The following is a 25,690-nucleotide window of genomic DNA, read 5'->3' as shown; positions in this document are numbered from 1 at the left end:
TGTACTCCCTCTCCCGCTTGCGGGGGAGGGCTGGGGTGGGGGTCTCTCAACGGGTCATATTGCGGAAACAGCCCCCACCCGCCGCGCTGCGCGCGTCGGCCTCCCCCGCAAGCGGGAGAGGCGAGCGGAGCGAGCCGTTACGTCGCCGCCGTGGTGACGCCGCCGTCGACCACGATGGTCTGGCCGGTCATGAAGGTCGAGGCGTCGGAGGCGAGATACGCCACGGCGCCGGCGATCTCGTCGGGCTCGCCGATGCGGCGCAGCGGCGTCGATGCGGTGCGGCGCTTCAGATTGTCCGGATCCTCCCACAGCGCGCGGGCGAAATCGGTCTTCACGAGGCCCGGCGCCACGCAATTGACCCGCACGCCCTTCGGCCCCCACTCGCCGGCGAGGCTGCGGCACAGCGCGAAATCCGCCGCCTTCGAGATGCCGTAGGCGCCGATCACCGTCGAACCACGCAGGCCGCCGATCGAGGAGATGATCACGACCGAGCCCTTGCCGCGCTCGGCCATCTGCGGGATCGCGAGCGCCGAGAGCCAGATGTTGCTCTTGACGTTCGAGCCCATGATCTTGTCGAAGGCCTCGTCGGTGATGTCGAGCAGCGGGCCGTAATACGGATTGACCGCGGCGTTGCAGACCAGGATGTCGATCTTGCCGTAGTGCTTCAGCGTCCCCGAGATCAGCGCCTCGACCTCGGTGCGGCGCGCGATGTTGCAGGGGATGACGAGCGCATCGCCGCCGGCCTTCTTGATGCCGTCGGCGACCTCCTGGCAGGCATCGGCCTTGCGCGAGGAGATCACGACCTTGGCGCCGAGCTTGGCCAGCAGTTCGGCCGAGGCGCGGCCGATGCCGCGGCTCGAGCCGGTGACGACGGCGACCTGGCCGGTGAGATCGAATGGCGTGTTCTTCATTGTTGTTGCCTCCCTGAGGTTCACACGTCATTCCGGGGCGCGACGCAGTCGCGAACCCGGAAATCAAGGGTTGGCGCGAGATTCCGGGTTCTCGCTTCGCGAGCCCCGGAATGACGGTTGGAAAGAGCTACGCCAGCAGCCCGCCGCCCTCGCTGACGCGGCGGAGGTGATAGTCGGTGTCGCCGAGCGTGTTCTCGATCATGGTCAGGCGCTTGAAATAGTGGCCGATCTTGGCCTCCATGGTCATGCCGATGCCGCCATGGAGCTGGATCGACTGCTGGCCGACGAATTTCAGCGACTTGCCGACCTGCACCTTGGCCGCGGCGACCGCCGACGAACGCTCCTTGGCGTCGTCGAAGTCGGACGCCATGGTCGCGAACATCGACATGCTGCGGGCCTGCTCCAGCGCCACGAACATGTCGGCGGCGCGGTGCTGCAGGCTCTGGAACGAGCCGATCGCAACGCCGAACTGCTTGCGGGTCTTGATGTACTCGACGGTCTCCTTCAGCGACTCGTCCATCGCGCCGACCGCCTCCGCGCACAGCGCGGTGCGGGCCTCGTCGGCGACGCGCTCGATCAGCGGCAGGCCGTTCCCGGGATCGCCGATCGCAGCGTCAGCGCCGACCTCGACATTGGTGAAGGTGATGTCGGCCGCGTGCAGGCCGTCCTGGGTCGGATAGCCCTTCTTGGTGACGCCCTTGGCGTCCGCCGGGACCAGGAACACGCCGATGCCGGTCTTGTCGCGCTGGCCGCCCTTGGTGCGCGCGGTGACGACGAGCACGTCGGCGTTCTCGCCGTTGAGCACGACGAATTTTTCGCCGTCGATGACCCAGCCGTCGCCCTTCTTCTTGGCGGTGGTGACGACGTCATGCAAATCGTAGCGCGAGTTCTTCTCGAGCTGCGCGAAGCCGAAGGTCTGGCTGCCGTCGATGATGCCGGGGATGTACTTCGCCTTCTGCGCGGCCGAGCCGCCATGGCGCAGGAAGCCGCCGGCGATCACGACAGTGGCCAGATAAGGCTCGACCACCAGCGCCTTGCCGAGCGCTTCCATCACGATCATGGTCTCGACCGCACCGGCACCGAAGCCGCCATCGGCTTCCGCAAACGGCAGACCGAGCAGGCCCTGCTCGGCGAGCTTGCCCCAGAGCGTTTTGCTCCAGCCGCCCTTCTCCTGCATGTACTTCTTGCGCGCATCGAAGTCGTAGGCATCGGTCAGAAGCCCGTCGACGCTTTCCTTGAGAAGCCGCTGCTCCTCGGACAGATCAAAATCCATGTTACCATCTCTCCAAAATCACGCGGGCGCTTGCCCCGATCTCCCCTCGTCATCCCCGCGAAAGCGGGGATCCAGTACGCCGCGGCCGTCATTGCGACCCACGACGGCCGCGGCGTACTGGGTCCCCCGCATGCGCGGAGGACGACAGTTGAATGCGCGGCTTACAGCCCCAGCACCGCCTTGCTGATGATGTTGCGCTGGATCTCGTTCGAGCCGCCGTAGATCGAGACCTTGCGGTTGTTGAAGTAGCTCGGCGCGATCTGCGCGGTCCAATCCATGCTCTCGTTGGAGCCCGCATCGCCATGCTCGTCATAGGGCGCGGCGAACGGCCCGATGATCTCCATCAAGAGCTCGGTCGTGGTCTGCTGGATTTCCGAGCCCTTGATCTTGAGCACCGAGGACGCCGGATTGGGCTTGCCCTTGCCGTGCTTGCCCTCGTCGGCGACGACGCGCAGCTGGGTCAGCTCGAGCGCCTTCAGCTCGATCTCGCACGCGGTGAGCTTTTCGCGGAACGCGGGATCCTCGATCACCGGGCGGCCGCCGGCCTCGACCTTGGACGCCAGCGCGCGGATGCGGCGCAGCCGCTCCTTCGAGACGCCGACCCGGGCGATGCCGGTGCGCTCATTGCCGAGCAGGAATTTGGCGTAATCCCAGCCCTTGTTCTCCTCGCCGATCAGATTTTCGTAGGGCACCTCGACGTCGTCGAAGAACACTTCGTTGACCTCATGGCCGCCGTCGATGGTCTGGATCGGCCGCACGGTGACGCCCTTCGACTTCATCGAGAACACGATGAAGGAGATGCCCATCTGCTTCTTCGCCGCGGGATCGGTGCGGCAGAGGCAGAAGATCATGTCGGCATGCTGGGCCAGCGTAGTCCAGGTCTTCTGGCCGTTGATGATCCACTTGTCGCCACGGCGCTCGGCCTTGGTCTTCAGCGAGGCGAGGTCCGATCCCGAGCCCGGCTCGGAAAAGCCCTGGCACCACCAGTCGTCGACATTGGCGATGCGCGGCAGGTATTCCTTCTTCTGCTTCTCATTGCCGAAGGTGTAGATGACAGGGCCGACCATGCTGACGCCGAAGGCGAGCGGCTGCGGCGCCGGATAGGACTGCAGCTCTTCGTTGAAGATGTAGTGCTGCACCGAGGTCCAGCCCGTGCCGCCATATTCCTTCGGCCAGTGGGTGACGCCCCAGCCCTTCTTGTTGAGGATGCGCCACCAGGTGACCATCTCGTCCTTCGACAGATGGCGGCCTTCCTGCAGCTTGCGGCGGGTCTCCGGCGGCACGTTGTTCTTGAAGAACTCCCGCACCTCCTCGCGAAACGCTATCTCTTCCTTGGTGAAAGCGAGATCCATCGGATCCTCCTTTAGTAAGATTCCAGAACTCTTTCTTGGTCGTCCCGGCGAAGGCCGGGCGACGGAATTCAGCGCGATCCTGATGCAGCCTGTTGCAATTGCGATTGAGGTGTCTTCGGCTGCTGCTGGCGCAATTCGTGGCGCGACAGTTTTCCGACCGGCGTGCGCGGCAGCTCGGCGACGAACTCGACCGCCGCCGGCAATTCGTGCTTGCCGATCTTGCCGGTGAGGAACGCGCGCAACTCTTCGGCCGAGAACGGCGCCTGCCCGTCACGCAGCTTGATGAACGCCTTGGCCGCCTCGCCGCGGTAATCGTCCGGGATGCCGATCACGATCACCTCCTGCACGGCGGGATGCGTGTAGATCGCCTGCTCGATCATCTGCGGATAGACGTTGAAGCCGCCGGAGATGATCATGTCCTTCTTGCGGTCGACCAGAAAGAAATAGCCGTCGGCGTCCATGTAGCCGATGTCGCCGGTGAGGAAGCGGTCGCCGACGAAGGCCTCGGCGGTCTCCTTCGGCCTATTCCAGTAGCCTTTTGTGACATTCGGGCCGCGGATGCGGATCTCGCCGACCTCGCCGACCGGCATCACTTTCGTCGAATCCTCCAGCGACACCACGTCCATCTCGATGCCGGGCAGCATCAGCCCGATCGAGCCGGGCTTCTCCGGCCCCTCCTTCGGATGGCCGGTGCCGGGCGAGCAGGTCTCGGTCATGCCCCAGCCGCTCTTCAGCTTCATGCCGACGCGGCGCTCGAAGATCTTTGCCACCTCGACCGGCAGCGGCGCGCCGCCGGAGCCGCAGGAGACCAGCGACGACAGGTCGCGCTTGTCGAGATCGGGCAGCGCCGCGATCGCGATCCACATCGTCGGCACGCCCGGAAACGCGGTGGCGCGCTTGACCTCGATGTCGCGCATCACGGCCTCGACGTCGAAGCGCTGGTGCAGCGAGATCAGATGGCCGCGCCGGATCGACGACAGCAGCACGACGGTCAGCGCATAGATGTGAAACAGCGGCAGCACGCAGATCACGCGCTCGATCGCGTTGCGCTCGAGCCGGGCCGGCTTGCCCCAGACATCGTAGATCGACACCGCAGCGGTCAGGTTGCCGTGGCTCAGCATCGCGCCCTTGGGCAGGCCGGTGGTGCCGCCGGTATATTGCAGCAGCGCGACGTCCTCGACATCGACCGCGGGCCATTGCGACGGCCGGCTCGCGCCGTCGACGAACTGCCGGTGCGTGATGATCGCGGGATTGTCGGGCACCGCGGTCTGTGGCGTGCCGACCTTGCCCCAATTGTCGTCCTCGCAGACGATCAGCCGGTCGAGCAGCCCCTTGTCGAGAAATTTCAGCGCGGTCGGCAGCAGCGCGGACAAATTGCTGGTGACCAGCACGCGCGCGCCGGAATCCGACAGCTTGTGCGACAGCGCGATTTCGCCGTCGAGCGGCGACAGATGCACGATGCGAGCGCCGGCCTTCAGCGCCCCGAAGAAATTGATCGGGTGATCCGGCGTGTTGCCGAGGAACAGCGCGACCGAGGCGCCCTTGCCGTAACCCGCGCGCATGAATGCGGCGGCGGCGGTTTCGACCAGGGTCTCCAGCTCGCTGTAGCTGATCGGCCGGTCGCGGAATTCGAGCACCGGGCGCGCGCCGAATTCGGCGGCCGCGGTCGAGAGCAAGTCCGGCAGCGTGCCGCGCGTGATCGCGTCGCTCCAGTGCACGCCCTTGGGATAATATTGTTCGCCGGGATAGGTCATGAATGTTCTTGCATCTGTGAGGTGACCCGACTGCGCGGGCTCCCCTCCCCCTTGCGGGGTCGAGACGAGCGGAGCTCGCTCTTAGGGGTTGGGGGAAGGGGCACCACTCGGGCAGTCCCGATGCGGACACCCCTCTCCCTAACCCTCCCCCGCAAGGGGGGAGGGAACCCTACGATCGAGCCCGTGGCCACGAAGCGGATCACGCCGCCTTCGACGGCGCGGCGAGCGAGGCGAAGGTCTTGCCCTCGTCGGCGAGCTTCTTGAGCAGCGGCGCCGGCTCCAGCGACGGATCGTTGGTCTCCTTGGCGTAGAAGGAGAGACGATCGGCGATGTGCTTCAGGCCCACGGTGTCGGCCCAGTACATCGGGCCGCCGCGATAGATCGGCCAGCCATAGCCATAGAGCCAGACCACGTCGATATCGGACGGCCGTGCCGCGATGCCCTCGGCGAGGATCTTCGCGCCCTCGTTGATCATCGGGTACATCATGCGCTCGAGGATCTCGTCGTCGCTCACGACGCGCTTCTTGCGGCCGAGCCGCGCCAGGGTCTCGTCGATCAGCTTCTCGACCTCCGGATCGGGCAGCGCCGCGCGCGAGCCCGGCTCGTACTTGTAGTAGCCCTTGCCGGTCTTCTGGCCGAAGCGGCCGGCTTCGCACAGCGCATCCGCGATCTCCGACTTGATGCCGCGGTCCTTGCGCGAGCGCCAGCCGATGTCGAGGCCGGCGAGATCGCCCATCGCGAACGGCCCCATCGGCATGCCGAACTTGGTCACGACAGCGTCGACCTGCTGCGGCAGCGCGCCTTCGAACAGCAGCTTCTCGGACTGCTTGCCGCGCTGCGCCAGCATGCGGTTGCCGACGAAGCCGTCGCAGACGCCGACCACCGCCGGCACCTTGGCGATCTTGCGCGCGATCGAAACCGCGGTGACCAGCGCATCCGGCGCGGTCTTGTCGGCGCGCACGATCTCGCACAGCTTCATCACATTGGCCGGCGAGAAGAAGTGCATGCCGAGCACGTCCTGCGGACGCTTGGTCGACTTCGCGATCTCGTCGATGTTGAGATAGGAGGTGTTGGAGGCGAGCACCGCGCCGGGCTTGGCGTATTGGTCGAGCTTGCCGAACACTTCCTTCTTGACCGCCATGGTCTCGAACACCGCCTCGATCACCAGATCGGCGTCGCCGACGTTCTCGATGCCGACCACGCCGTTGATCAGCGCCATGCGCTTGGCGGGCGCGTCCGCCGGGATGCCGCCGCGCGCCGCGGTGGCCTCGTAGTTCTTCTGCATGATGCCCATGCCGCGCTTCAACTGCTCCTCGCCGGTCTCGACCAGCGTGACCGGGATGCCGGCGTTAGCAAACGACATCGCGATGCCGCCGCCCATGGTGCCGGCGCCGAGGATGGCGACGCGCGCCACGTTGCGCGACTTGGTGCCGTCGGGCACGCCGGCGATCTTGGCGGCCTCGCGCTCGGCGAAGAACGCATAGCGCTGCGCCTTCGACTGCGGCCCGTTCATCAGCTTGAGGAAGCCCTCGCGCTCCTTCTTCAGACCCTCCTCGAACGGCAGGTCGATCGCGGCACCGACGGCGTCGGCCGCGGCGAACGGCGCGTCGAGCCCGCGCGCCTTCTTGGTCAGCGCGGCAACCGCATTGGTGAAGATCGAGCGATCGGCCTTGGCTGCGGCGAGCTTGCTGTCATCATCGCGCAGCTTGCGCAGCGGCCGCTTCTCGGCGACCAGCTTGCGGGCAAACGCCTCGCCGCCCGATGCCGGGCCTTCGACGATCTCCTCGATCAGGCCGGCCTTGAGCGCTTCCTGCGCGCCGATCGGATCGCCGCCGACGATCATCTTGACCGCGAGCTCCGGACCAACCGCGCGCGGCAGCCGCTGGGTGCCGCCGGCACCCGGCAGCAGGCCGAGCTTGACCTCGGGCAGGCCGAGCTTGGCGTCCTTGGTGGCGACGCGATAGTGGCATGCCAGCGCGACCTCGAGACCGCCGCCGAGCGCGGTGCCGTGGATCGCGGCAACCACCGGCTTCGGCGAGCTCTCGATCAGGCTCAGCACCTCGGCAAGGCCGGGCGGCTGCGGCGGCTTGCCGAATTCGGTGATGTCGGCACCGGCGATGAAGGTGCGCCCGGCGCAGGTCAGCACGATGCCGGCAACCTGCGGATCGTCGATCGCGCGCTTCACGCCATCGAAAATACCGCCCCGCACCGCGGCGCTCAGCGCATTCACAGGGGGACTGTTAACCGTGACGACGGCAATGTTGTCATGACGTTCGAAGCTGACGACTTCACTCACCGGGATCTCCCTGAATGCTTGTTCTTGAACTTGTGCTGAGTGGCTACGCGACTGGCGTTGCGAAGCCACTTTCCGAGGTGCTTCATACTAATTTCGCACTGCGAAACTAAATTCCACATCTTGACAGGGAGGGTTATTTTGAAGCACGAGCCTTGTCAACGAGCATCACGAGCGCCAGGGAATGAAACGTCCAACCAAGAAGGCAGCGACCGATCGCAATTTTGTCGTCGCGCTTTCCCGCGGACTTGATGTCCTGCGCGCATTCCAGCCCAATGACGGGCTGCTCGGCAATCAGGAGATTGCGGCTCGCACCAAATTGCCGAAGCCGACGATTTCCCGGCTGACCTACACGTTGACCAAGCTGGGATACCTTACACCTGTTCCAAGGTTCGAGAAGTACCAGCTCGCGCCGTCGGCGATGGCGCTGGGCTACGCGGCGCTGGCCAATCTCGGTGTTCGGCATTTGTCCGAGCCGTATCGTGAAGAAGTGATGCGCGCGACCGGCGGCGCCGTCGCGGTCGGCGGCCGCGATCGTCACAGCATGATCTATTTCGGCCAGAGCCGGAACGGTTTGGCGCTCGGCGTGCAACTCGACGTCGGTTCGCGAGTACCCATCGCGACCACGGCGATGGGCCGTGCCTACATTTGGGCATTGCCGCCGGACGATCGGGCGGCTTTACTGCGCGAGCTGCGTGATCACTATGGCAGCCGCTGGGCCAAGATGCGCGACGGCATCGAGCGCTCCGGCGAGACGGTGGCGAAGTACGGATTTGCGATGTCCGCAGGTGACTGGCAGACCGACGTCGCCGCGGTCGGCGTGGCCTTGAAGCTGAACGACGGAACCGGCCCTTACGCATTCAATTGCGGCGCGCCGGCATTCCGCTTCACGGAAGATCTGCTGATCAACGACATTGGACCTCGTCTTGTGGCGATGGTAAGGAACATCGAATTGGCGCTCGGTGGGATGGCGCCGCAATCCAAAAAACAAGAAAGCAAAAAGGCTAGAGTAGGAGGGAAACTTGCACGTTTGGCCGAGGGGATCAGATAGCCGCCATCACGACCGGCGACATGCATCGCAGGGTCTCTCGCACCGCACGACGACGGCGGGCGAGACGAGATGACGCAGGCACAGCTCGCGCAGGGAAATAATCCCCTGCTCGCGGTTCGCGACGTCAGCGTCGTGTTCGGCGGCATCATCGCACTCAATGGCGTGTCGTTCGACATGCGCCAGGGACAGATCCTTGGCCTGATCGGCCCGAACGGCGCCGGCAAGACGACGCTGTTCAACTGTCTGTCGCGGCTGTACCAGCCGTCCTCCGGCGACATCCTGATGGAAGGCCAGAGCATCCTGACGCGGCCGCCGCACCGGATCGCCGAGATCGGCATCGGCCGCACCTTCCAGAACGTCGCGCTGTTCCCCAACCTGTCTGTCATCGACAATGTGCGGGTCGGCGCCCATTCGCGCACCTCGAGCGACATCGTCAGCGACTCGCTGCGGCTCGCCTGGGTCCGCCGCGGCGAATCCGACATGAACGAGAAGGTGCACGGGATTCTCGGCTATCTCGACCTCGAGGATGTCGCCCACACCGTGGTGTCGGGCCTGCCGTTCGGCACCCAGAAGCGTGTCGAGCTGGCGCGCGCCTTGGCCGCGGACCCCAAGATCCTGTTGCTCGACGAGCCGGCCGGCGGCCTCAACCATGAGGAAGTCTATGTGCTGGGCGACCTGATCCGCAAAATCCGCGACGACCGCCACATCACCGTGCTGCTGGTCGAGCATCACATGGGTCTCGTGATGTCGATCGCCGACCACGTCGTCGCGCTGAATTTCGGCCGCAAGCTTGCCGAGGGAACGCCGGCCCAGGTCCAGGCCGACCCGGATGTGATCAAGGCCTATCTGGGGAGCAAGGACCAATGACCGCGATGCTCAACGTCAAGGACCTGCGCGCCTATTACGGCCAGGTCCAGGCCCTGCACGGCCTCAACTTCTCGCTCAACGAAGGCTCGCTGACCACGCTGCTCGGTGCCAACGGCGCCGGCAAGACCACGACGCTGCGCGCGATCTGCAACATGGTGCGCTCGACCGGCGCGATCGAGTTCGAGGGCAAGCCGATCGGCACCCGCTCGACCGAGAACGTGGTGCGCCTCGGCATCGCCCATGTGCCGCAGGGCCGCGGCACCTTCACCACCATGACGGTGGAGGAAAACCTGCAGCTCGGCGCCATCAGCCGCTCCGACAAGAAGGCGATCGTCGACGACATCGAGCGGATGTACACCCACTTCCCGGTGCTGAAGCAGCGCTACACCCAGCAGGCCGGCACGCTGTCCGGCGGCGAGCAGCAGATGCTCGCGGTCGCCCGCGCGCTGATGCTGCGGCCGCGGCTGATGCTGCTCGACGAGCCGTCATTCGGCCTCGCGCCGCTGATCGTGCGCGACCTGTTCGGCATCCTCGGCAAGATCAATCGCGAGGAGAAGGTGACCATCCTGGTGGTCGAGCAGAACGCCCAGCTCGCGCTCGAGCTCGCCGACCAGGCCTATGTGATCGAAACCGGACGGATCGTGATGTCGGGCAATGCCAAGGACATCGCGAACAACGAAGACGTCCGCAAATCCTATCTCGGCTACTGAGGAGCAGGCCATGGAGCTTTTTGCCAACCAGGTCCTGGCCGGTATCGCGACCGGCGCGATCTACGCCTGCATGGCGCTCGCCGTGGTGATGATCTACCAGGCGATCGACCATCTGAACTTCGCCCAGGGCGAAATGGCGATGTTCTCGACCTTCGTCTCCTGGCAGCTGATGCAGTGGGGCGTGCCCTACTGGGGCGCCTTCGTCCTCACCGTCGCGTTCTCGTTTGCCGCCGGCATCGTGATCGAGCGGCTGCTGTTCAAGCCGCTGGCCAAGGCGCCGATCCTGACCAACGTCGCCGGCTTCATCGCGCTCTACGCGATCATCAACTCGGTCGCCGGCCTGATCTGGGACTTCACCATCAAGCAGTACCCGACGCCGTTCGGCTCCTCGCCGTTCCTCGGCAGCCAGCTGATCTCGACTCACCAGGCCGGCATGATCGGCATCACCCTGCTGATGCTGGTGCTGCTGTTCTTCTTCTTCCGCTACACCCGCGTCGGCCTTGCGATGCGCGCGGCCGCCTCGCTGCCTGAATCGGCGCGGCTGGTCGGCATCAACACCTCGTGGATGATCGCGCTCGGCTGGGGCATGGCGGCCGCGATCGGCTCGATCGCCGGCATGATGATCGCCCCGGTGGTGTTCCTGGAGCCGAACATGATGCTCGGCGTGCTGATCTACGGCTTTGCCGCCGCCGTGCTCGGCGGCCTCTCCAGCCCGTTCGGCGCGGTGGTCGGCGGCTTCCTGGTCGGGATCTTCGAGAACCTGGTCGGAACCTACATCCCCGGCGTCGGCAATGAGCTGAAACTTCCGATCGCGCTTGCGCTGATCGTCACCGTCCTGGTCGTCAAACCGGCAGGCCTGTTCGGCCGCGCCATCGTCAAGCGAGTTTGATCATGAGCGCCGCCGCTGAAGAAGTCGTCACAGAAGCCCCGGCCGTCGAGGCCGTTCCCAAGCGTGCCATGACGCTCGGCTATGGCACCTCGCTCGTGGTGCTTGCCGCGCTCGTCATCATCCCGCTGCTCGTGAAGAACTTCATCATCTTCCAGATGACGATGCTTCTGATCTACGGGCTTGCGGTGCTGGCACTGAACATCCTGACCGGTGGAAGCGGTCAGTTCTCGCTCGGCCAGAGCGCGTTCTACGCGGTCGGCGCCTACACCTCGGCGATCCTGATGGAGCATGTGGGCATGAACTATGCCCTGACGCTGCCGATCGCCGGCGTCATCTGCTTCGGCTTCGGCTTCCTGTTCGGCCAGCCGGCGCTGCGGCTGTCCGGCGTCTATCTGGCGCTGGCGACCTTTGCGCTCGCCACGGCGATGCCGCAGCTTTTGAAGCTCGGCTATTTCGAGCACTGGACCGGCGGCGTGCAGGGCCTCGTGGTCACCAAGCCGGATGCGCCGTTCGGCCTGCCGATGTCGCAGGACATGTGGCTGTATTACTTCACGCTGGCCATCACCATCGCGATCTACGTCACTTCGGTGAACCTGCTGCGCTCGCGCTCGGGCCGCGCCTTCATGGCGATCCGCGACAACGAGATCGCGGCCTCCGCGATGGGCGTCGACGTCGCGCTGTACAAGACGCTGGCGTTCGGCGTCTCGGCCGGCATCACCGGCGTTGCCGGCGGTCTCGGCGCCATCGCGGTGCAGTTCGTGGCGCCCGACGGCTACACCATCCAGCTCGCGATTTCGCTGTTCCTCGGCATGGTCGTGGGCGGCGTCGGCTGGCTGCCCGGCTCGATCGTGGGAAGCGCCTTCATCATCTTCGTGCCCAACATCGCCGAAGGCATCTCCAAGGGCCTGTCCGGGGCGGTGTTCGGCGTGCTGCTGTTCCTCGTCATCTTCCTCGTGCCGCATGGCGCGAGGCAAGTTGCGATCGTTGCCCAGCAACTGGCCGCAAAGCTCAAGAAAAACTGACAATCAATAGAACAAGACCAGGAGAAATTATGCTTTCTACCCTACGGATCGCCGCGATGTCTGCGGCGATCGTCGCGGTTGCCGCGACGTCCACGACCGCTTTCGCCCAGAAGAAATACGACACCGGCGCGACCGACACCGAGATCAAGATCGGCAACATCATGCCGTATTCGGGGCCGGCATCCGCCTACGGCGTGATCGGCAAGACCGAAGAAGCCTTTTTCAAGATGATCAACGATCAGGGCGGCATCAACGGCCGCAAGGTCAATTTCGTCACCTATGACGACGCCTACTCGCCGCCGAAGGCGGTCGAGCAGGTTCGCAAGCTGGTCGAGAGCGACGAGGTGCTGCTGGTCTTCAATCCGCTCGGCACGCCGTCGAACACCGCGATCCAGAAGTATCTCAACTCCAAGAAGATCCCGCAGCTGTTCGTCGCCACCGGCGCCACCAAGTGGAACGATCCGAAGAACTTCCCGTGGACCATGGGCTGGCAGCCGAGCTACCAGAGCGAGGCGCACATCTATGCCAAGTGGCTGTTGAAGGAGAAGCCCGACGCCAAGGTCGCGATCCTCTATCAGAACGACGATTTCGGCAAAGACTACCTGAAGGGCACCAAGGACGGTTTCGGCGCCAAGGCCTCCAACATCATCATGGAGGAGAGCTATGAGGTCTCCGAGCCGTCGATCGACGGCCATATCGTCAAGATCAAGGCCGCCAATCCCGACGTGCTCTTGATCTACACCACGCCGAAGTTCGGCGCGCAGACCATCAAGAAGACCGCCGAGCTCGGCTGGAAGCCGCTGCAGATCATCACCAACGTGTCGATCTCGGTCGGCAGCGTGATGCAGCCGGCCGGCTTCGAGAACGCCCAGAACGTGCTGTCGGCCGCCTATGCCAAGGACGGCTCCGACCCGCAATGGGCCAACGATGCCGGCATGAAGAAGTGGAATGCGTTCCTCGACAAGTACATGCCGGGCGTCGACAAGACCGACAACGGCGTCGTCTACGGTTACGGCGCCGCGCAGACCCTGGCCAAGGTGCTCGAAATGTGCGGCGACGACCTCACCCGCGCCAACGTCATGAAGCAGGCGGCGAGCCTGAAGGATTTTGCGCCCGACACGCTGCTGCCCGGCGTCAAGATCAACACCTCGGCCACCGACTTCGCCCCGATCTCGCAGCTGCAGATGCAGCGCTTCAAGGGCCAGAAGTGGGAGCTGTTCGGCGAGATCATCTCGGGTGACGTCCCCACCCAGTAACGCTGCACTGCAGAAACAAAACCATGCGCCCCCGCGACTAATGTCGCGGGGGCTTTTTGTTGACGGCTCATGCCGATCGTATTGAATAGACAGACCAAAACACCGAGGTGGGGAAACCATGACGGCAGCACGCCAGTCCCTGACGGCGCTCTCGATGATGCTCGCGCTGATCGTGACAAGCTGCAATCTCGCATTGGCGCAGAAGGCCTACGACACCGGGGCCAGCGACACCGAGATCAGGATCGGCAACATCATGCCCTACAGCGGTCCCGCCTCGGCCTATGGCGTGATCGGCAAGACCGAGGCCGCCTATTTCAAGATGATCAACGCGTCCGGCGGCATCCGCGGCCGCAAGATCACCTTCATCTCCTATGACGACGCCTATTCGCCGCCGAAGACGGTGGAGCAGGCCCGCAAGCTGGTCGAAAGCGACGACGTGTTGCTGGTGTTCAACTCGCTCGGCACCGCGACCAATGTCGCGATCCGCAAATACATGAACGAGAAGCAGGTGCCGCAGCTGTTCGTCGCCTCCGGCGCTTCGAAGTGGAACGACCCGAAGGACTATCCATGGACCATGGGCTGGCAGCCGTCCTACCAGGACGAGGCGCGGGTCTACGCAAAATACATCATGAAGCACAACCCGGATGCCAAGATCGCCGTGCTCTACCAGAACGACGATTTCGGCAAGGACTACCTCAAGGGGCTGAAGGAGGCCTTCGGCGACAAGGCCGCGATGATCGTCGCCGAGGAGGCCTACGAGACGTCGGAGCCCACCATCGACAACCACATCGTCAAGCTGAAGGCCGCCGGCGCCGACACCTTCATCAGCATCACCACGCCGAAATTCGCCGCGCAGGCAATCAAGAAGGCGGCCGAGATCGCCTGGACGCCGATGCAGATCCTCACCAATGTCTCGGCCTCGGTCGGTGGCGTGATGCAGCCGGCGGGCTTCGAGAACTCGCAGGGCATCCTGTCGGCCGCCTATCTCAAGGACGGCGCCGATCCGCAATGGGACAAGGATCCCGGCATGCAGAAGTTCATCGCCTTCCTCAAGAAGGACTACCCGGAAGGCAACCGGCTCGATGGCGCCACCGCCTTCGGCTACGCCGCCGCGCAGACCCTGGTGAAGGTGCTGGAGCTGTGCGGTGACGATCTCACCCGCGCCAACGTCATGAAGCAGGCCGCAAACCTGAAGGGCTTCGTCCCCGACACCCTGCTGCCGGGCATCACGATCAACACCTCGCCGACCGATTTCGCGCCGATCAAGCAGCTCCGCCTGATGCGCTTCAAGGGCGAGAAGTGGGAGCTGTTCGGCGACATCATCTCGAGCAGCCTGAGCAACTGACCGGCGGCGCCGCGCAACTCAACGGTGCTCTTCTGATTGACCGCAATCCTTGCGGAATTCGCGCAGGCCTACGCGACACATTGATGAATGATTGAGCAGTATATTTACGGCAGCTGCCCGCCAAACTGTCGACTAAAGACGCAGCCCGTGCCGCAACGCGGCAGGGGCTTTTCATTGAGACCACCTGGGTAAGATGATAGCGTCGCCGATTAACAAAAGAGCCTTCGCAACAGAGGGCCGCGACACATCAGTCCGACAACAGGGAGAGAGACGTCATGTCCACAGGACGGCAACTGGCAGTGCTTGCCGCAGCATTGGCGATCGTCGCCACATCGGGTAGCGCGGCGCTGGCCCAAAAAAAATACGACACCGGCGCCACCGACACCGAGATCAAGGTCGGCAACATCATGCCCTACAGCGGCCCGGCATCCGCCTACGGCGTGATCGGCCGCACCGAGGCCGCCTATTTCAAGATGATCAACGATCAGGGCGGCATCAACGGCCGCAAGATCAACTTCATCTCCTATGACGACAACTACTCGCCGCCGAAGACGGTGGAGCAGGCCCGCAAGCTGGTCGAGAGCGACGAGGTGCTGCTGGTCTTCAATTCGCTCGGCACGCCGCCGAATACGGCGATCCAGAAGTACATGAACCAAAAGAAGGTGCCGCAGCTGTTCGTCGCCACCGGCGCCACCAAGTGGAATGATCCGCAGAATTTCCCCTGGACCATGGGCTGGCAGCCCAACTACCAGAGCGAGACCATCATCTACGCAAGGTACATTCTCAAGAATCATCCGAACGCCAAGATCGCGGTGCTCTATCAGAACGACGATTACGGCAAGGACTACCTGAAGGGCTTGAAGGACGGGCTCGGCGCCAAGGCCGCCTCGATGATCGTCGCCGAGGACAGCTACGAGGTGTCGGAGCCGACCATCGATTCCCACATCGTACGGCTGAAGGCCACGGGCGCCGACGTCTTCATCAACATCACCACGCCGAAATTCGCGGCGCAGGCGATCAAGAAGAACGCCGAGCTCGGCTGGAAGCCGCTGCACTTCCTCAACAACGTCTCGGGCTCGATCGGCAGCGTGATCAAGCCGGCGGGCTTCGAGAACGCTCAGGACATCATCTCGTCGCAGTATTTCAAGGATCCGACCGACGCGCAGTGGAAGAGTGACAAGGCGATGATCGCCTGGAACGAGTTTTTGGATAAGTACTATCCGGAAGCCAACCGCGCCGACGCCTCCGTGATGTACGCCTACATCGTCTCGCAGGGCCTGGTGCACGTGCTCAAGGCCTGCGGCGACAATCTGACGCGCGAGAACATCATAAAGCAGGCGGCCAGCATCCGCGATTACGAGCCCCTCGGCCTGCTGCCCGGCGTCAAGGTCAACACCTCGGCGACCGACTTCGCGCCTCTCTCGCAGCTGCAGCTGATCCGCTTCAAGGGCGAGACCTGGGAGCGCTTTGGTGAAGTCCTGAGCGGCGACGTCGGCGGTTAGCTCCGCCGCTTCCAACCGAAGAACAAAGCCCCCGCGGCCCGGCCGCGGGGGCTTTTCGTTGGCCGGGGCCTCGACCGCGTCCTGCTTACACTTTGGCCGGCGATGCGCTAGGGAGATCGGCGGCAGATCAAGAACAAGCCGACGCCTCTTTGAGGCGGCAACAACGAAGGGAGTATCAAGAAAATGCCGATGCCGATCCGACACCGCGTCGCAACCGCCCTGCTCGGCCTCACCGTCGCAGCCGCCACCGGCAGCGCCGCGCTGGCGCAGAAGAAGTACGATACCGGTGCGAGCGACACCGAGATCAAGATCGGCAACATCGTGCCCTATAGCGGCCCGGCCTCGGCCTATGGCGTGGTCGGCAAGGCGATGGCCGCGGTGTTCAAGAAGACGAACGACGAAGGCGGCATCAACGGCCGCAAGATCAACTTCATCTCCTATGACGACGCCTATTCGCCGCCGAAGGCGGTCGAGCAGGTGCGCAAGCTGGTCGAGAGCGACGAGGTGCTGCTGCTGTTCGGCACGCTCGGCACCGCCTCCAACACCGCGATCCAGAAATACCTCAACGCCAAGAAGGTGCCGCAGCTGTTCGTTGCGACCGGCGCCACCAAGTGGAACGACCCGAAGACCTTCCCGTGGACCATGGGCTGGCTGCCGAGCTATCAGAGCGAATCGCGGATCTACGCAAAATACCTGATCAAGGAGAAGCCGGCGGCCAAGGTCGCGGTGCTCTACCAGAACGACGACATGGGCAAGGACTATCTCAAGGGCCTCGAGGACGGCTTCGCCAGCGATCCCAACCGCATCGTCGCCAAGGAGAGCTACGAGGTCGCCGAGCCGACCATCGATTCGCATGTGGTGCGGCTGAAGTCCTCCAATCCCGACGTCATCGTCTTCTTCACCACGCCGAAATTCGGCGCGCAGGCGATCAAGAAGCTCGGCGAGATGAGCTGGAAGCCGGTCACCATCGTCTCCAACGTCTCGGCGTCGACCGCGACCGTGATGCGGCCGGCGGGGATGGACAACTCGCAGGGCGTGATCTCGGCGGCCTACGCCAAGGACGCCAGCGACCCGCAGTGGAAGGACGACGCCGGCATGAAGGCGTTCGACGAGCTGATCGCCAAATACATGCCCGACACCAACCGCGTCGATTCCTCGGCGATGACCGGCTACAACATGGCGACCACCATGGTCGAGGTGCTGCGCCGCTGCGGCGACGACCTGACCCGCGCCAATGTGATGAAGCAGGCGGCGAGCCTGAAGCAATTCGCGCAGGGCGGCCTCTTGCCGGGCGTGACGCTGTCGACCGGGCCTGACGACTTCCAGCCGATCGAGCAGCTGCAGCTGATGCAGTTCAAGGGCGAGCGCTGGCAGCTGTTCGGCGACGTCATCTCCGGCGAAGCCGGCGGCAATTAGGGGATGATGATTCTGCGTCGGATGGCGACGGCGCCAGCTCCCTCTCCCCGTTCTTACGGGGAGAGGGTTGGGGTGAGGGGCCCTCTTCGCGCATACGGTAACAGCTGCGCTCGCGGAGGCTCCCCCTCACCCGGAACGCATCTGACGATGCGTCATAGCCGAGGCTTTGCCTCGGCGTTCTAAACGTCGGCCGCCAAAGGCGGCCTGTGCCTCTCCCCGCAAGCGGGGCGAGGTGGGGCGGAGTGCGCCGCTCGGCTCGAAGTATTGGTGCGCCTCCGCTCCTCCTTCCCGCTTGCAGGCCTGCCGAACCAAAACCCAAAAAACAACCCCATGCAAAGTAGCCGGCGGCGGCCGGCGCTCGACAGGCGGCTTGACACGTCGGGCAAGTCAGGGATAATCTTCCAATATTCCGAAATTGCGCCCGAGCGCGCCCTCCCCCGCAAAGCGGGAAAGGGAACCCTGCAGCTCGCAATTCAGCCCTCGCCGTGCCTCCGCCTCTCGTGAGTATTGCCATGACCGACCGACGTCCCCTGCTGCGTTCGATCTTCGATGCCGCGGTTGCGGCCGCGCACCCCGATGTCGTGCTGGCGTCACGGCTGCGCCCGGTGCCGAAGGGCCGCATCATCTGCCTCGCCGCCGGCAAGGGCGCCGGCGCGATGGCGGCGGCGGCCGAGCGGCACTATCTCGACGCGCTCGGCCTCGAACCGTCGCGGCTGGTCGGCATCGCCACCACGCGCCACGGCCACGGCGTGCCGACCCGGCGCATCAAGGTGGTCGAGGCCGGCCACCCGGTGCCGGACGAGGCCGGCCTGCGCGCCGCCGACGATACGCTGCGGCTCGCCGCCGAGGCGACGCCCGACGATCTTCTGCTGGTGCTCTTGACCGGCGGCGGCTCGGCGAACTGGATCGCGCCGGTCGACGGCGTGACGTTCGCCCAGAAGCAGCAGGTCAACCGCGCGCTGCTGCGCTCCGGCGCCCCGATCGGCGAGATGAACACGGTGCGCAAGCATCTGTCGCGCATCAAGGGCGGCCGGCTGGCCCGCGCCGGCCAGCGTGCCGCCGAGATCGTCACGCTCGCGATCTCGGACGTGCCGCATGACGATCCCTCCGCGATCGCTTCGGGGCCGACGGTGCCTGATACGACCACGCTCGCCGACGCCCGCGCGCTGGTCGCCAGATACAATCTCTCGATCGACGACGCCGTCCGCCGCGCGCTCGACGATCCCGGCAATGAGAGCTGCAAGCCCGGCGACCCGGCGTTTGCGCGCGCGACCTTCGAGCTGCTGGCGAGGCCGAAGGCCTCGATCGATGCCGCGGTCAAGGTCGCGCAGGATGCGGGTTACGAGACGATCGCGCTCGGCGCCGATCTCGAAGGCGAGGCGCGCGACGTCGCCGCCGCGCACGCACGCCTCGCACTGCAGGCCCGCAGCGAAGGCCGGCGGGTCGCGATCATCTCCGGCGGCGAGCTCACCGTGACGGTGCGCGGCAACGGCCGCGGCGGCCCCAACCAGGAATACGCTTTGGCGCTCGCCGGCCTGCTCAGGGACACGCCGGACATTTCGGCGCTCGCCGCCGACACCGATGGCGCCGACGGCGGCGCCGGCAGCGCCACCGATCCCGCCGGCGCTGTCATCGACAAGGCGACATTCGCGAAGATGAAATCGCTCGGGCTGGATCCGAAGGCCTATCTGGAGAACAACGACGCCACGGGATTTTTCGCGCAGACCGGCGATTTGCTGCTGACGGGACCGACGCTGACCAACGTCAACGACGTGCGCGTGATTTTGGTGGACTGACGCGCTATCTCCACGTCATTGCGAGCAAAGCGAAGCAATCCATGCTTCCGCGCAAGCGGTGGAATGGATTGCTTCGCTGGCGCTCGCAATGACGTGGAGAGGCCTGCGCGACGCCCCGGAATGACGAGCAGATATACTTCCGTCATTGCGAGCGAAGCGAAGCAATCCATTCCACCGCATATGCGGAGCGATGGATTGCTTCGTCGGTAGAGCGTGATGAAGTTAGGTTGAGTGGAAGCCGCGTCGGAAGTTCACCTCTCCCTTGGGAGAGGTCGGCGCGCAGCGCCGGGTGAGGGGTGACGGTCTCTCGTTGGAGCTGCGGCCCCTCACCCGATTTGCTGCGCAAATCGACCTCTCCCCGTCGGGGAGAGGTGGACCGAACCCGAGGCCAATCGATTCAACCTAACTTCATCCTGCTTTGGGCCTCTCCAAAGACGTGGAAAGGCCCGCCTGCGTCGCCTCAAAACTCCTGCGCGAGCTTGGCCAGCATCTCCAGCAGCGCGGCGTGGTTGGCTGGGCCGAGCACCTCGATCAGCCGCGCCTCGTGCTTGTTGGCGACCAGCTTCTTGGCGCGCGCCAGCACCGCGCGGCCCCGGTCGGTCAGCACCAGAATGTGCGAGCGGCGGTCGTTGGCCGAGCGCATCCGCGCGCAAAGGTCGCGGCTCTCCAGCGCGTCGAGCATGGCGACGAAGTTCGGCCTGAGGATGCCGAGCGTATTGGCGATCTCGGTCTGGTTGCGGCCGGGGTTCTTGTCGAGCAGCAGCAGCACGGAGAACTGCGCCGGCGTCAGCTGCAGCGGCGCGACGCAGCGCAGAAAGTCCTCGAACACCTTGAGCTGCGCGCGCTTCAGCGAATAGCCCAGCAAGCCGGACAGTTCGCCCAGTTGCAGCATGCTCTCGTCCCCGGCAGGATCGACCGGTTCCCGGCGCAGGGAGCGCTGTGGCCGGACGGCATCGGAGGCGGTCTTGAAGCCGTTCTTGGAAACTGTCATTCGCTCGAGGCTCGCAATCCCGCTAGAAGGATTCCCCGTGCGCGACGTTTGGGGACCTTGAGATTATATTCGATAATTGTTATCAACTATACCAAATATCGGCAGCTTTCAACAGCCGATATCGGCCGGCCCGGCCGCCACAACCGGTGGCGGCGGTCCGACGCTGAAGGGGGAGCGCTCGGCCTTGAACACAACCATCATGCTGTTCCTGCTGCAGGACGGCATCACCAACGGCGCAGTCTACGCGCTGCTCGGACTGGCCCTGGTGCTGGTGTTCGCGGTCACGCGCGTGATCCTGATCCCGCAGGGCGAGTTCGTCACCTATGGCGCGCTGAGCTACGCCATGCTGGCCACCGGGCAGGTGCCCGGCACGGTGAAGCTCGCGGTGGCGATGGGCGTCGTCGCCTTCGGCCTCGACCTGTTCTTCGCGCGCAAGGCGCTGCATGCGCGGCTGGTGCTGCGCTCAGTCGCGCTCAACATCGTCTTCCCGGTCGCGCTGCTCGCCCTCACCTATGCGCTGGTTGGCCCCAAGACGCCGATCGCGGTCAACATCGCGCTGGCACTGTCGATCGTGGCGGCGATCGGGCTGTTCCTCTATCGCATCGCGTTCCAGCCGATCGCGCACACCTCGGTGCTGGTGCTGCTGATCGCCTCGGTCGGCTGCCATCTCGCGCTGCAGGGCCTTGGCCTCGTGTTCTTCGGCGCCGAAGGCCTGCGCGGCCCCGCGCTGTCGAACGCGGCGGTGTCGGCGGGTCCGCTGCGCTTCACCGGCCAGAGCCTTGCGGTGTACGGCCTGACGATCGCCTTCATCGTCGCGCTGTGGCTGTTCTTCGGCTACACCAAGACCGGCAAGGCGCTGCGCGCCACCGCGGTCAACCGCCTCGGCGCCCGCCTGGTCGGCATCCGCACCACGCTGTCGGGCCAGATCGCATTCCTGCTCGCCTCCGTCATCGGCGCGATCTCCGGCATCCTGATCGTGCCGATCACGACGCTCTATTACGACACCGGCTTTTTGATCGGCCTGAAGGGTTTTATTGCCGCCATCATCGGCGGCCTCGTCAGCTATCCCCTCACCGCGGTCGCCGCCATCCTGGTCGGCATCGTCGAGGCCTTCTCCTCGTTCTACGCCAGCAATTTCAAGGAAGTCATCGTGTTCTTCCTGATTATTCCGGTCCTGGTGCTGCGCTCGCTCGCGGCGCCCGCGGTTGAAGAAGAGAAGGACTGAGCGGTGTCGCAGCGGCTTCCTCTCATCGTCTTCACGCTCGCGATGGCGGTAATCCCGCTGATCCCGGGCATCCCGCCGTTCTGGATCGTGCTGCTCGACAATATCGGGCTTGCCGCGCTGGTCGCGATGGGGCTGGTGCTGCTCACCGGCGTCGGCGGCCTCACCTCGTTCGGCCAGGCCGCGTTCTGCGGCTTCGGCGCCTACACCACGGCGGTGTTGACCACCGCCTACGGCGTTTCGCCCTGGCTGACGCTGCCGGCCTCGCTCTTGGTCAGCGGCATCGCCGCGGTTCTGCTCGGCATCGTCACGGTGCGATTGTCCGGGCACTATCTGCCGCTCGGTACCATCGCCTGGGGCATCGGCCTGTTCTATTTGTTCAGCAAGCTCGAATTCCTCGGCCGCAACGACGGCATCTCCGGCATCCCGCCGCTCTCGATCGGCGCGTTCAAGATGCTGAGCCCGGATACGATCTACTACGCGATCTGGATCGCGGTGCTGGTCTCGGCGCTGCTGACCATGAACCTGCTGGACTCCCGCACCGGCCGCGCCATCCGCGCGCTGCGGCGCGGCCATGTCGCGGCCGAGGCGTTCGGCGTGCAGACGCCGCGCGCCAAGCTCCTGGTGTTCATCTATGCCGCGGTGCTGGCCGGCCTGTCCGGCTGGCTCTATGCGCATTTCCAGCGCGCCGCCAATCCGACGCCGTTCGGCGCCCAGGCCGGCATCGAATATCTGTTCATCGCCGTGGTCGGCGGCGCCGGCTATGTCTGGGGCGCGGTGCTCGGCGCCGGCATCGTCGTGGTGCTGAAGGAGGTGCTGCAGAGCTATCTCCCCTTCATCTTCGGCGGCCAGAGCCAGCTCGAGACCATCGTGTTCGGCATCATGCTGGTGCTGCTGCTGCAGCTCGCGCCGTCAGGCGTCTGGCCGTGGCTGATGTCGCTGCTGCCGTTCAAGCCGGCCCGCAAGACGCCCGACACCTCGCTGAAGCTGGAGCATCCGGCGCGGGCCTCCGGCTCGTCGACGGTGCTGCTGCACATCGAGAAAGCGCGAAAACAGTTCGGCGGCGTGAGCGCGGTCAACGACGTCTCGTTCGACGTCAACGCCCGCGAGATCGTCGCGCTGATCGGCCCGAACGGCGCCGGCAAGAGCACGACCTTCAACCTGATCACCGGCGTGCTGACCGCCACCAGCGGCAAGATCTCGGTGCTCGGCAAGGAGGTCGAGAACGCGCCGCCGCAGGAGGTGGTCAAGCTCGGCGTCTCCAGGACGTTCCAGCACGTCAAGCTGGTGCCCGACATGACCGTGCTGGAGAACGTCGCGATCGGCGCACATCTGCGCGGCTCGTCGGGTGCGATCTCCAGCATGCTGCGGCTCGACCGCACTGATGAGGCGCGGCTGCTGGCGGAAGCCGCGCGGCAGATCGAACGCGTCGGGCTGTCCGACCAGATCGACCAGCTCGCGGGTTCGCTCTCGCTTGGCCAGCAGCGCATCGTCGAGATCGCCCGCGCGCTGTGCGTCGACCCTCAGCTGCTGCTGCTCGACGAACCGGCCGCCGGCTTGCGCCACATGGAGAAGCAGCGGCTCGCCGCGCTGCTGCGCCAGCTCCGCGACGGCGGCATGTCGGTGCTGCTGGTCGAGCACGACATGGGGTTCGTGATGGATCTCGCCGACCGCATCGTGGTGCTCGATTTCGGCACCAAGATCGCGGAGGGCACGCCGGCCGCGATCAAGCGCAACCCCGACGTCATCAAGGCCTATCTCGGAGCCGCCGCATGAGTGCGCTGTTGTCGGTTGCCGACGTCCACATCTCCTACGGCAAGGTCGAGGCCGTCCGCGGCGTCTCGCTCGAGGTCAGCGAGAACGAGATCGTCACCATCATCGGCGCCAACGGCGCCGGCAAGACCACCTTGCTCAACGCCATCATGGGCGTACTGCCGCTGAAGGGCCGCACCAGCTTTGCCGGCATCGACATGGCGCCATCAGACATCGAGGACCGTGTCGCCACCGGGCTCAGCCTGGTGCCGGAGCATCGCGAGCTGTTCGGCACCATGAATGTCGAGGACAATCTCGAGCTCGGCGCCTTCCGCATCGCGAAGGCGGTCGCGGCGCGCTCGCTGGAGCGGGTCTACGCGCTGTTCCCGCGGCTCAAGGAGCGCCGCAAGCAGCTCGCCGGCACGCTCTCGGGCGGCGAGCAGCAGATGCTGGCGATGGGCCGTGCGCTGATGGGCGCGCCAAAACTGCTGATGCTGGACGAGCCAAGCCTCGGCCTCGCCCCGATCATCGTCGCCGACATCTTCCGCACCGTCGGCGAACTCCGCGCCGCCGGTGTCTCGGTGCTCTTGGTCGAGCAGAACGCCCAGGCCGCACTGCAGATCGCCGACCGCGCCTATGTGATGGAGCTCGGCGAGTTCGTGCTGCAAGGCTCGGCGAAGGAGATCGCGTCCAACACGCGGGTCGCCGCGAGCTATCTCGGTTTTCAGCACGAAGGCGAGAGCGCGATCTGAGCTGAGAACGATTCCGGCTGCACTCATGTGAGGAAGCCGCCGGCGGCAGGGTTCCCTCCCCCCTTGCGGGGGAGGGTTAGGGAGAGGGGTGCCGCACGGCGTGCTTTCGCGATGTGCGTTTCTACGACGCGACAAAAATTGCAAGAGCAACTCCTCCGTTGGACATCCAGCCCGGGGCTTACCCCTCTCCCCAACCCTCCCCCGCAAGGGGGGAGGGAGCCCGAACAGTGTGCTCTCCTCACTGGTGGAATTAAAAAGCCGGCCACCTTGCGGAGGCCGGCTCGTCTGTCTCGATCCGTGATCGTCTACATCGCCGGGACGTACTTCCCGTCCTTCACCGTCAGCAGGATGCGCGAGCGGTCGTCGAGGCCGTAGCGGTCTTTTTCGGTCCAGTTGTAGACGCCTTGGGTGGCGGCGATTTCCTTTTCCGAGATGAAGGCCTGGCGGATCGCCTCGCGGAATTCCGGCGTGCCGGGTTTTGCGGTCTTCAGCGCCGTCGGAACGACGCGCTTCAGCACCTCGAAGGCGTCGTAGGAATGGCCGGCGAACTGGCTGCGGCTGTTCGGGCCGTACTTCGCTTCATAGGCGGTGTTGAGCGCAAGGCCCGGCTTCTTGGTCAGCGCGCTGTCCGGCTGGGTTTCCGGCGACATCACCGGGCCCGAGGCCATGATCACGCCTTCCGCGGCCGCGCCGGCGATGCGGATGAAGTCCATGCTGGCGGCGCCGTGGGTCTGGTAGATCAGGCCCTTGTAGCCGCGCTCACGCAGCGCCGACTGCGGCAGCGCCGCGGCGGTGCCGGAGGCGCCGACCAGGATGGCGTCGGGATTGGCGGCGACCAGCTTCAGCACCTGGCCCGCGACCGAGGTGTCGGGACGCGCAAAGCGCTCCTCGTCGATCATGGTGAGGCCCATCGGCACCGCCTGCGCCTTGAAGTCGTTGACCCAGAGGTCGCCGTAGGAATCGGAGTAGCCGATATAGCCGACGGTCTTGATGTTGTGCGCCTTCATGTGCTCGTACAGCACCTTGCCCATGATCGGAATCGACTGCGGCAGGTCGACCGACCACTTCATGCGCGCCTCGTTGATCGGAAACGGCGCCAGGCCGAAATGCGGGATGCCGGCCTCGTTGGCGACCGTCGACACCGCAATGGTCGGCGGCGTGGTGCAGGAGCCCATGATGATGTCGGCCTTCGACTCGGTGACGAAGCGCCGCGCGTTGGTGGTCGCCGCGGTCGGATCGCCGCCGTCATCGAGCACGATCAGTTTTAGCGGCACGCCGCCGATCTCCTTCGGCACGAAATCGAGCGCGTTGCGCTCGGGGATGCCGAGCGCCGCGGCCGGCCCTGTGGTCGAGATCGAGATGCCGATGGTGATTTCGTTGGTCTGCGCCTTGGCGGGCGCGCCCGGCAGCGCGACGATGGCTGCGAGCGCCGCTGCGGCGAGAGTAGACTTCTTCATACATTCCTCCCTGCGGATATGTTTTTGGGTTTAAGCGGTTTTTGCGGGCCAATTCAGCCCCTTCTTTAGGTCATGAGGG

The 25,690-nt window shown here is 65.1% G+C and carries 20 protein-coding genes; 13 read left to right on the top strand and 7 right to left on the bottom strand.

The features are described from left to right. Positions 1 to 137: 137 nt before the first annotated feature. The 5 genes from XH93_RS04495 to XH93_RS04475 all read right to left on the bottom strand — a co-directional run bounded on the left by XH93_RS04495 (position 138) and on the right by XH93_RS04475 (position 7,586). Positions 138 to 911: an SDR family NAD(P)-dependent oxidoreductase gene (locus XH93_RS04495; RefSeq protein ID WP_194472601.1), complete on the bottom strand. Its 774-nt coding sequence runs from the start codon at positions 909 to 911 to the stop codon at positions 138 to 140. 127 nt (positions 912 to 1,038) lie between these two features. Beyond that, positions 1,039 to 2,184: a pimeloyl-CoA dehydrogenase small subunit gene (gene pimD, locus XH93_RS04490; protein WP_194472600.1), complete on the bottom strand. Its 1,146-nt coding sequence runs from the start codon at positions 2,182 to 2,184 to the stop codon at positions 1,039 to 1,041. Positions 2,185 to 2,345: 161 nt separating this feature from the next. Next, positions 2,346 to 3,536: a pimeloyl-CoA dehydrogenase large subunit gene (gene pimC, locus XH93_RS04485; RefSeq protein WP_139486999.1), complete on the bottom strand. Its 1,191-nt coding sequence runs from the start codon at positions 3,534 to 3,536 to the stop codon at positions 2,346 to 2,348. Positions 3,537 to 3,604: 68 nt separating this feature from the next. Further along, entirely contained in the window at positions 3,605 to 5,290 is a 1,686-nt protein-coding gene (gene pimA / locus XH93_RS04480) for a dicarboxylate--CoA ligase PimA (RefSeq protein WP_194472599.1), read from the bottom strand. 199 nt (positions 5,291 to 5,489) lie between these two features. Beyond that, the gene (locus XH93_RS04475) at positions 5,490 to 7,586 is read right to left on the bottom strand and encodes a 3-hydroxyacyl-CoA dehydrogenase NAD-binding domain-containing protein (protein WP_194472598.1); all 2,097 of its coding nucleotides are present in this window, start codon (positions 7,584 to 7,586) and stop codon (positions 5,490 to 5,492) included. A gap of 181 nt (positions 7,587 to 7,767) precedes the next feature. On the opposite strand from XH93_RS04475, the gene XH93_RS04470 reads away from it, so the two are divergent. The 10 genes from XH93_RS04470 (at position 7,768) to XH93_RS04425 (ending at position 19,437) form a co-directional block, all read left to right on the top strand. Continuing rightward, complete coding sequence (locus tag XH93_RS04470; protein WP_139487002.1) at positions 7,768 to 8,634, top strand: IclR family transcriptional regulator; 867 nt, start codon at positions 7,768 to 7,770, stop codon at positions 8,632 to 8,634. Positions 8,635 to 8,703: 69 nt separating this feature from the next. Further along, complete coding sequence (locus tag XH93_RS04465; RefSeq protein WP_139487003.1) at positions 8,704 to 9,501, top strand: ABC transporter ATP-binding protein; 798 nt, start codon at positions 8,704 to 8,706, stop codon at positions 9,499 to 9,501. Further along, positions 9,498 to 10,211, top strand: a complete 714-nt coding sequence (locus XH93_RS04460) for an ABC transporter ATP-binding protein (RefSeq protein WP_139487004.1) — start codon at positions 9,498 to 9,500, stop codon at positions 10,209 to 10,211. The genes XH93_RS04465 and XH93_RS04460 overlap by 4 nt, the downstream gene beginning before the upstream one ends. Positions 10,212 to 10,221: 10 nt before the next feature. Next, positions 10,222 to 11,100, top strand: a complete 879-nt coding sequence (locus XH93_RS04455) for a branched-chain amino acid ABC transporter permease (protein WP_139487005.1) — start codon at positions 10,222 to 10,224, stop codon at positions 11,098 to 11,100. 2 nt (positions 11,101 to 11,102) lie between these two features. Next, positions 11,103 to 12,122: a branched-chain amino acid ABC transporter permease gene (locus XH93_RS04450; protein WP_194472597.1), complete on the top strand. Its 1,020-nt coding sequence runs from the start codon at positions 11,103 to 11,105 to the stop codon at positions 12,120 to 12,122. A gap of 29 nt (positions 12,123 to 12,151) precedes the next feature. Continuing rightward, positions 12,152 to 13,378 carry an ABC transporter substrate-binding protein gene (locus XH93_RS04445; protein WP_194472596.1) on the top strand — a complete coding sequence of 409 codons (1,227 nt, stop codon included), beginning with the start codon at positions 12,152 to 12,154 and terminating at the stop codon, positions 13,376 to 13,378. A 118-nt stretch (positions 13,379 to 13,496) separates the two neighbouring features. Continuing rightward, positions 13,497 to 14,723 carry an ABC transporter substrate-binding protein gene (locus tag XH93_RS04440; protein WP_194472595.1) on the top strand — a complete coding sequence of 409 codons (1,227 nt, stop codon included), beginning with the start codon at positions 13,497 to 13,499 and terminating at the stop codon, positions 14,721 to 14,723. 275 nt (positions 14,724 to 14,998) lie between these two features. Beyond that, on the top strand, positions 14,999 to 16,225 hold the full coding sequence (locus tag XH93_RS04435) for an ABC transporter substrate-binding protein (protein ID WP_194472594.1): 1,227 nt from the start codon (positions 14,999 to 15,001) through the stop codon (positions 16,223 to 16,225). A gap of 183 nt (positions 16,226 to 16,408) precedes the next feature. Continuing rightward, entirely contained in the window at positions 16,409 to 17,641 is a 1,233-nt protein-coding gene (locus XH93_RS04430) for an ABC transporter substrate-binding protein (RefSeq protein ID WP_194472593.1), read from the top strand. Between the two features lie 512 nt (positions 17,642 to 18,153). Then, positions 18,154 to 19,437: a glycerate kinase gene (locus tag XH93_RS04425; RefSeq protein ID WP_194472592.1), complete on the top strand. Its 1,284-nt coding sequence runs from the start codon at positions 18,154 to 18,156 to the stop codon at positions 19,435 to 19,437. Positions 19,438 to 19,897: 460 nt separating this feature from the next. Here the strand turns inward: XH93_RS04425 and XH93_RS04420 are convergent, their stop codons facing one another. Further along, positions 19,898 to 20,428 carry a MarR family winged helix-turn-helix transcriptional regulator gene (locus XH93_RS04420; RefSeq protein WP_194472591.1) on the bottom strand — a complete coding sequence of 177 codons (531 nt, stop codon included), beginning with the start codon at positions 20,426 to 20,428 and terminating at the stop codon, positions 19,898 to 19,900. 184 nt (positions 20,429 to 20,612) lie between these two features. Here XH93_RS04420 and XH93_RS04415 point away from each other — a divergent pair, with 184 nt between their 5' ends. The 3 genes from XH93_RS04415 to XH93_RS04405 are packed head-to-tail and all read left to right on the top strand — an operon-like array spanning position 20,613 to position 24,154. Continuing rightward, the gene (locus tag XH93_RS04415) at positions 20,613 to 21,653 is read left to right on the top strand and encodes a branched-chain amino acid ABC transporter permease (RefSeq protein WP_194472590.1); all 1,041 of its coding nucleotides are present in this window, start codon (positions 20,613 to 20,615) and stop codon (positions 21,651 to 21,653) included. Between the two features lie 3 nt (positions 21,654 to 21,656). Continuing rightward, entirely contained in the window at positions 21,657 to 23,426 is a 1,770-nt protein-coding gene (locus XH93_RS04410) for an ATP-binding cassette domain-containing protein (RefSeq protein ID WP_194472589.1), read from the top strand. After that, complete coding sequence (locus XH93_RS04405) at positions 23,423 to 24,154, top strand: ABC transporter ATP-binding protein (protein ID WP_194472588.1); 732 nt, start codon at positions 23,423 to 23,425, stop codon at positions 24,152 to 24,154. The genes XH93_RS04410 and XH93_RS04405 overlap by 4 nt, the downstream gene beginning before the upstream one ends. Positions 24,155 to 24,459: 305 nt before the next feature. On the opposite strand, the gene XH93_RS04400 is transcribed toward XH93_RS04405, so the two are convergent. Further along, positions 24,460 to 25,611, bottom strand: coding sequence for an ABC transporter substrate-binding protein (locus XH93_RS04400; RefSeq protein WP_194472587.1), 1,152 nt, complete (start codon positions 25,609 to 25,611; stop codon positions 24,460 to 24,462). Positions 25,612 to 25,690: the final 79 nt, after the last annotated feature.

The sequence above is a fragment of the Bradyrhizobium sp. CCBAU 51753 genome (assembly GCF_015291565.1).
Classification (GTDB): domain Bacteria; phylum Pseudomonadota; class Alphaproteobacteria; order Rhizobiales; family Xanthobacteraceae; genus Bradyrhizobium; species Bradyrhizobium ivorense.
The sequence above is the reverse complement of the archived record's forward strand: the minus strand, read 5'-3'. Positions and strand labels throughout refer to the sequence as shown.

What these genes read in the sequence shown, in the direction of transcription:
- pimA (WP_194472599.1), bottom strand. Translation starts at nt 5,290, where the DNA reads ATGACCTATCCCGGCGAACAATATTATCCCAAGGGCGTGCACTGGAGC.
- XH93_RS04495 (WP_194472601.1), bottom strand. Translation starts at nt 911, where the DNA reads ATGAAGAACACGCCATTCGATCTCACCGGCCAGGTCGCCGTCGTCACC.
- XH93_RS04405 (WP_194472588.1), top strand. Translation starts at nt 23,423, where the DNA reads ATGAGTGCGCTGTTGTCGGTTGCCGACGTCCACATCTCCTACGGCAAG.
- XH93_RS04470 (WP_139487002.1), top strand. Translation starts at nt 7,768, where the DNA reads ATGAAACGTCCAACCAAGAAGGCAGCGACCGATCGCAATTTTGTCGTC.
- XH93_RS04435 (WP_194472594.1), top strand. Translation starts at nt 14,999, where the DNA reads ATGTCCACAGGACGGCAACTGGCAGTGCTTGCCGCAGCATTGGCGATC.
- XH93_RS04425 (WP_194472592.1), top strand. Translation starts at nt 18,154, where the DNA reads ATGACCGACCGACGTCCCCTGCTGCGTTCGATCTTCGATGCCGCGGTT.
- pimD (WP_194472600.1), bottom strand. Translation starts at nt 2,184, where the DNA reads ATGGATTTTGATCTGTCCGAGGAGCAGCGGCTTCTCAAGGAAAGCGTC.
- pimC (WP_139486999.1), bottom strand. Translation starts at nt 3,536, where the DNA reads ATGGATCTCGCTTTCACCAAGGAAGAGATAGCGTTTCGCGAGGAGGTG.
- XH93_RS04430 (WP_194472593.1), top strand. Translation starts at nt 16,409, where the DNA reads ATGCCGATGCCGATCCGACACCGCGTCGCAACCGCCCTGCTCGGCCTC.
- XH93_RS04445 (WP_194472596.1), top strand. Translation starts at nt 12,152, where the DNA reads ATGCTTTCTACCCTACGGATCGCCGCGATGTCTGCGGCGATCGTCGCG.
- XH93_RS04440 (WP_194472595.1), top strand. Translation starts at nt 13,497, where the DNA reads ATGACGGCAGCACGCCAGTCCCTGACGGCGCTCTCGATGATGCTCGCG.
- XH93_RS04450 (WP_194472597.1), top strand. Translation starts at nt 11,103, where the DNA reads ATGAGCGCCGCCGCTGAAGAAGTCGTCACAGAAGCCCCGGCCGTCGAG.
- XH93_RS04460 (WP_139487004.1), top strand. Translation starts at nt 9,498, where the DNA reads ATGACCGCGATGCTCAACGTCAAGGACCTGCGCGCCTATTACGGCCAG.
- XH93_RS04400 (WP_194472587.1), bottom strand. Translation starts at nt 25,611, where the DNA reads ATGAAGAAGTCTACTCTCGCCGCAGCGGCGCTCGCAGCCATCGTCGCG.
- XH93_RS04465 (WP_139487003.1), top strand. Translation starts at nt 8,704, where the DNA reads ATGACGCAGGCACAGCTCGCGCAGGGAAATAATCCCCTGCTCGCGGTT.
- XH93_RS04420 (WP_194472591.1), bottom strand. Translation starts at nt 20,428, where the DNA reads ATGACAGTTTCCAAGAACGGCTTCAAGACCGCCTCCGATGCCGTCCGG.
- XH93_RS04455 (WP_139487005.1), top strand. Translation starts at nt 10,222, where the DNA reads ATGGAGCTTTTTGCCAACCAGGTCCTGGCCGGTATCGCGACCGGCGCG.